The sequence below is a fragment of the Trueperella sp. genome, assembly GCF_043424875.1.
In the GTDB taxonomy this organism is placed as follows: Bacteria; Actinomycetota; Actinomycetes; order Actinomycetales; family Actinomycetaceae; genus Trueperella.
The window spans coordinates 1-6357 of sequence record NZ_JBHWPL010000105.1 but is presented as its reverse complement, the minus strand read 5'-3'; the positions used below and the strand labels follow the sequence as shown (position 1 = coordinate 6357).

At 62.1% G+C, this 6357-nt stretch carries 2 protein-coding genes; both read right to left on the bottom strand.

Annotated features, from left to right (window positions below; all coding sequences use genetic code 11):
- Positions 1-3054: ATP-dependent helicase (locus tag ACHFFR_RS08590; RefSeq protein WP_394263850.1), on the bottom strand; the 3054-nt coding region annotated here is incomplete at its 3' end.
- Positions 3051-6185 (bottom strand): PD-(D/E)XK nuclease family protein, encoded by a 3135-nt coding sequence (locus ACHFFR_RS08585; protein WP_394263849.1) that lies wholly within the window; start codon positions 6183-6185, stop codon positions 3051-3053. The genes ACHFFR_RS08585 and ACHFFR_RS08590, both read right to left, overlap by 4 nt.
- Positions 6186-6357: the final 172 nt, after the last annotated feature.

The following is a 6357-nucleotide window of genomic DNA, read 5'->3' as shown; positions in this document are numbered from 1 at the left end:
CACCGAATCGACGTCCAAGGTCAACGGGGCGTCGTAGTGATGTGCGATCGCCTCATGCACGAAGGTTCCCGTGCGCGCCGCGCGCGACGGCCGTTGCGGAATCGGCCGGCGTTGATCACGCACGAAGCTCTCCGGATCCGCACTAAGTTTGACGATGTCCGATGCCGTGAAGTAGTCACGGGTGAGCTGGAAGGCTGTGTCAGCGGACTGGGTTTCTTCGATGAGCACCCGTGCCTCGTCTTGCCAACGGTCAACGAGTCGGGCGGCGTCATCGTCGGAAAGTTGCGATGGCACAGCATTGGGCGCCCGATCAAGTCGCCTGTCGACGTCGACGGGCCAGCGCTTTGTTGCCGGATCGAAGATCTTCTCCCACGCCCCACCGGCGGTATCGTCAAACTCCCGGGCTATTCTTTCGAGCTCCGCGCCCGTGAGGACGGAATCGTTGCCCTCGTCATGTTCGAGGACGTCGCCCATGTCGGTGATGAAGGTATTGCTCGGCATGGTCGCGTCCGCGACCCCCTCATCGGTGGATGCGCTATCGGTGTGGCGACCCAACTTCTTGAGCTCGTTGGCGGCCTTACTTTCGTCTGCAAGGTCGTAGGAGCACACGATCAACACATCTTTTGGACGGGTCACCGCCACGTAGGCGAGCCGGCGTTGTTCAGCCGCGTAATGCTCCCGCAACGGGCCGGTCACGTAACGGTCAAATTCCTCGAGAATGGGCGCCTTATCCGCAGGCTCGACGATCGCGTAGGAGGGGATCCGATCGGCGAAACTGAAATAGGGCATGTGCGCCTTGTCGGCTCGCAGCGGGAAGGGCAGGGCGGCGGCGTCCAACTGCCACGCCTTGTCACGAGAGTAGGCATCAAAGCCGTGGTACTTCATGTCCGGAATCGCGACGATGTCCCATTCCAAACCTTTCGCACCATGCACCGTCATAATTTGCACGACGCCGGATTCGGGCACCACATCTTCCGTCATCAGGAACTGGGCATCCCCGCTGACCTCTCCTTCACCGGTGTTCTCGTGTTCTTCGACCTCGTCGATCCATTCAACGAAACCCTTCAGGCTTGCCCTCGGGTTATCGCTCACATATTGCGCTGCCATCCGCACGAACGCACTCAATGCTCCCTCGACGCGGGCTCCGCCGTCGCGTCTCGACCTCGCGTAGAAGGGCAAATCGAGCGCGTCCACCGCGTAAATGATGAGGTCTGGTAGCGAGAGGTGGCGTCGCTCGCGCATGCCTCGCAGAAGCGACTTAATCTTGGCTAGGCGCGCATGGCCCTCCTTGCTCATCCCTTCGGGTGCGACGGCACCTTTCTGGTCCGGATCTGGAAGCGTATCGATCGCTTCGACGAGGCTCGCGCGGATCTCGACTGCCGAGTGATCGCCCTTGGCAGCCTCCTTGCGAGCTGACGCTCGTGCCAGATCCCTGGCGTAGGCGGACAGCGCGCGCAGATCGTTACTCCCGAGCGCGAAGTGGGTGAAGATCGGGACGAGCAGATCGTTGCGATCCGGCACGGCAATCAGCCCGAGGAACGCGCGCACCAATCTCACTTCGGGCTTTTCGATGAGCGCTTCTCCGCCGACGATCTCGAACGGCACGCCCCGCTCTTCGAGCGCCTTTGCCGCATGATCCATATACGACCGGGCGCGGCACAGCACGACGGCGGTCGGATAGGTCAGCTCTGCCTCGCTTGCCAGGCCAGTCGCGGCTTTCGCCTCGATGTCCGCCCTCGCCGCGTCGAACAGGTCGGCGAACTGGTCAGCCATGGCTCCATACGAATCCTCCCGCAAGGAGCGGTGGATGTAGCGCACGCTGCCTTCACTTGCCCCCGGCCGAGCTGTCAACTTCTTGACGGTCATCGACGGGTAGGAGAGTTTTCCCTGCGTCAACGCATTTGCTGCTTCGAGGATCTTCTTCCCGTTTCGAAACGCTGTCGAGAGCGTCAAGTTCTTAGCTACGCCGAAGCTATCCATGAAGTCACTCAGCGCGTCCGCGGATGCTCCGCGCCAGGAGTAGATGGCCTGATTCGGGTCACCCACCGCGCACACCGACCACGCATTCGAAAAGGCGTGATAGAGGAACTGCGCCTGCTGGGCCGAGGTGTCCTGATATTCATCGAGCAAGATCAGCTTGTAGCGCCCGACGATGTCACCGATCTGGTCGGGAACTGCCTGCAGGATCCGGTTCGCTCGCTCAACCTGATCCGCGAACTCGATGACGGAATGCTCTTTCTTGTACGCGTGATAAGAATCGATGATCGTACACATCGCAAAGCGCATATCAATCGAACCAATTCCGCTCTTCGGTGCCTTAGCCTGCGCTTTTGAGGCCTCCGTGTGGGTGCCGCGCTTCACCTGCACGCCCTGGAGTTTGTCCAGCGCTAGCCTCTCCTCGGCTAGTACCTCACGCAGTTCGTCAGTGGTGGCACCATTCGAAATCAGCGCGTCGGAGAGTTGGAGCGCCCGATCAATCACGGTGCTCGATGACCACGACTTCAGGAGCTCAAACTCTTGGGAGTTCGTATCAAGTGAGGCCACGATGTCCCGCATGATCTGCCATCGCTCGGCATCGGTGATCAGCCGGGCGCGCGGATCCTCCCCAATCAGCATGGAATACGACGCGGCAATCTCTGCAGCAAACGAGTTGTAGGTCGAGATCGTTGGCCTCGCCATCGCGGCGTGAGCGCGGCTGGCATCGCCGTCCGTGTCGCGAAGTTTGGCCTGCTCCTCGCCGTCGCGATCGTCCTCGACCTCACCGGAATCGGCGTGAGATATGAGGCCCTCGTCTCGCGCTCGGTCGAGCTGTGCTTCTACTCGCTCGGCCAGTTCACCAGCAGCCTTCGTTGTAAACGTCAGCCCGAGCACTTCCTCGGGGCGAACGTTTCCGTTGACGATATGCCACGCAATGCGTTGCGCCATCGTGGCAGTTTTGCCTGAACCAGCACCGGCGATGACGGCGATCGCGTGGTCCTCGCTCAGAATGACCTCCCGCTGTTCTGGCGTGGGCTGGTGCTCAAGAGTCTTAACAAAATCGTCGTAAGTGATCACGAGAAAATCCTTCCGCTTCCGATCGCCGGGCAGGAGGCTGCATACGCGCAGAATTGGCAGGCGCCGTTTTCCACGGCAGCGAATGATCCGCCGCGTTGAACCTTGCCGGTATTGAGGATCATCGAATCGGTCTCAGCCATCTGATCGTCAGTGAGCGCATCTTGCTCACGAGTTTTCGGAAGACCTTTCCCGTCTGGGGCCCTGACGTAGACCAAGGTGGCACCACTCGCCCGTGAGATCCCGGGAATCGCCCCGCGATTGACCAGCCATTGGTAGACCCGAAGCTGGGGATTCTCCGTTGCCTGCGCAACGGTGATCACCAATTTGGAGGTCTTGAAATCCACGACGCCCGCCTCCGTGCCGTCGACCGCCAGACGGTCGAGACGAGAACTGACGGTGACATTCCCGTCGTTATCTCTCAAGGTATCGCGCGCTTGAAGTTCCACCCAGACCTCGTGGGGGTTCGACTCAACATATTTTCCAAGACTGCGCAGCATCACATCGAGATCCTCACGCGCCTTCGTGCCGTCAAAATCGTCCGGAAGATCGAGCCCCGCAATGAGTTCCTCGGCGCGCACGCGCATGTCGGATGCCGGCCCGTATGGAAACTCCTCCGCCAGAGTGTGAATGAGGGTTCCGATATCGAGCGCCCGCGTATCGGTGGCGGATCCGGCTCCGATCGAGTCCAAGAATGAGCGAAGTGGGCAATTCATAACCGATTCGATGCGCGAGGGCGACACCGAAACATCCCCGCTCACCCCTTCGTTGCTCGGCTCGAGCCTATCGACCCACTCCTCGCGGTTCGCCGACGTCACGCCATGGTTTGCCAGCGTGTCAAGAAGTTCCCTCGCGCCAGTGGCAAGGCGCGCATTCCCACTCATTTCTCCCTGGCGTAGCCGACCGGTCAGACCCGCGGTGTCGAACACGGTAGCAAACGCCGTGGCGTCTTGCGCCTCCGGGAACAGCCACCCCAAGAATCGGGAGGGCTGGACCCCGTCGCCGCGCGTCGCCGTAACGACCACTGCCTTTCGCGCACGCGTGATCGCCTTCAGCAGCATGCGTGCCTCGTCATCGATAACATCCCGCACAAGCTGCCCCGATTCGACAACCCGCCCTGCCATCTCCGAGCCGAGCACGACGTTGACGAGCTTGGGGACTTTCGTGAGCGGGTTTCTGATGCGCGTATTTGGCCACGTACCTTCATTCAGCCCGAGAATCGCCACGTAGTCCCACGATTTCCCGATCGTTGACGACGGGGTCGCGAGCGTCACTTCATCAGCGAGGCCACCCGTGCGGGCGATGGAATCTTCGGGCAGGTCCTGCTCTTCGAGCGCTTCGAGAAGAACGTCAATACCGGCGCTTGCCGGATCGCGATCCGCCTGGCGCTGCGCAATCCGGAACATGGACATGACCGCATCGAGGTCGGCATCCGCAGAATCTGCTTGCGCACCGACTCCCAGCGCCTGCTCGCGCCACTTGTCAGCAACCGCGACCCCGTCCCAGGCCTCCCACAGGACTTCTTCACCGAGTGCACGCCGATCCCGAGCAGCCCTGATTCTCGAGATCACCTCGTAGACCCGTGCGAGCTCGGGGACCTTGTCCAAAGGCTCCCCGCCGGAAAGCACGAGCCTCAGGAGCTCCGTTTCGGACCGCGACCCTCCCCCGGCCATCTCCCAGCCACGCAGTTCACGGCGGAATCGGCGCAACTCGAGTGGATCAATCGCGAACAACGGGCCGGTCAGCAAGTCCTCAATCTGGCCAGTATCGACCACAATTGGATCCCACAACGCCACCTCGAGCAGGTGGATGAGCGCGGCGACGCCGCGCTGCTCGCGCAACGGCTCCGAACTCACAAGGGGGGCAATCGGAACGCCGTAGCGCAAGAAGGACCGCCTCGCAGCTCGGTGCATCCCTGCCGACCGCGTGATCACCGCCATGGACGAGTACGGCACGCCATCGAGTAGGTGAAGGCGACGCATGCGTGTGGCCACGTACGCGATCTCCTCGTCCTCATTCGCGAAGATCTGTGCAACGGCGGGGTGCGCTGCCGCGCTGTCATCCGCGCCGTCCGCGACGAAATCCGCCGCCCTGTGCCTTCCAGCACCAGCCGTGTGGATTCCGGAGGTCGCCTTCGTGGCGATGTGCCCGATCTGGCCACCCGCGCGGTAGCGGTTTTCCAAATAGAATCGCTGTGCGCCAATGCCGCCGGCTGCCTCATCGCGCGTGAGGAGTGCTGGCAGATGCGCAACGCCCCCACGAAATCCCTGAACCGCCGCGTCCGGGTCACCGAATGTCACAATCGACGTGCCATCGGCTTTGAGCACGCGAAGGAGCGCGCGAAGGGCGAGAGTGGAGTTTTCGACGTCGTCGACGATGATCCAATCCCACCGCGGCTTTTCCACCCCGAGTGCGCCGCCCTGAACCTCCGCGCTCTCCCATCCGTCAAGCATGGCCGCGGCCTGCGTGAGTAGCCGCGCGTGGTCGATAACATCCGGATTTTGATGGCCGACGCCCGCCTGCGTTGCGAGCGCGTTCTCGTAGCCCTCCATAATCTCTGCACCGGCAATCCACATCGGCTCGTCGAAGCGTTCCCCAAGCGCCGCCAGCTCCCCGGCCGCGAGCTCGAGTTCGGCTGCGCGGGTGATGAGGTCGCGAAACTCGGCTCGGTAGGCGGGCAGTCGTGCCGAGTCGCTGTCGGCCGCCCACTGCGGCAGGTTTCCTGGCACGACGCCGTCCAAGATGAGGTCGAAGTATTCCTTGAGTAGCGCGTCCTGATCCGGGCCGCTGAGGAGCTCCGGTTCCCGGCGGCCAACATACTGCGCATACGCCGACACGATCGCGAAGGCGAATGCCGTGATCGAGCGGACCTGAACCGAGCCGGGTAGGTATCCGAGTTCTCGAGCGATCGCGTTTCGCAGATCGGATGCCGCCCGGCGATCCGGTGAGAGCACGGCTACCTCGGCCTCGGGATCTTCCCTGACGATCCGCACGGCCAGTTCCACCGCGAGCGCGGTTTTCCCACTTCCTGGCGCACCGATCACCGACGCCGTACAGGGGGCCGACACCTCGAGCACAGCCTGCTGGGAGGAGTCCCACTCAAGCTCGCTTTGCTCTCCACGTTCACCACTCATGTCCCCGAGCCTAATCGAGACCTCCGACAATTTTCGGCCTGCAATGAAACGGACATCGGCCCGCGCCCCCTCCCGCGCTACAATTGCCGCAGTTCACGCACGCCCTATTTCGGAGGAATCATGGAAATTAGCATTGGAATTCGCAACGTTCAGCGCGAGCTGACCCTCGACG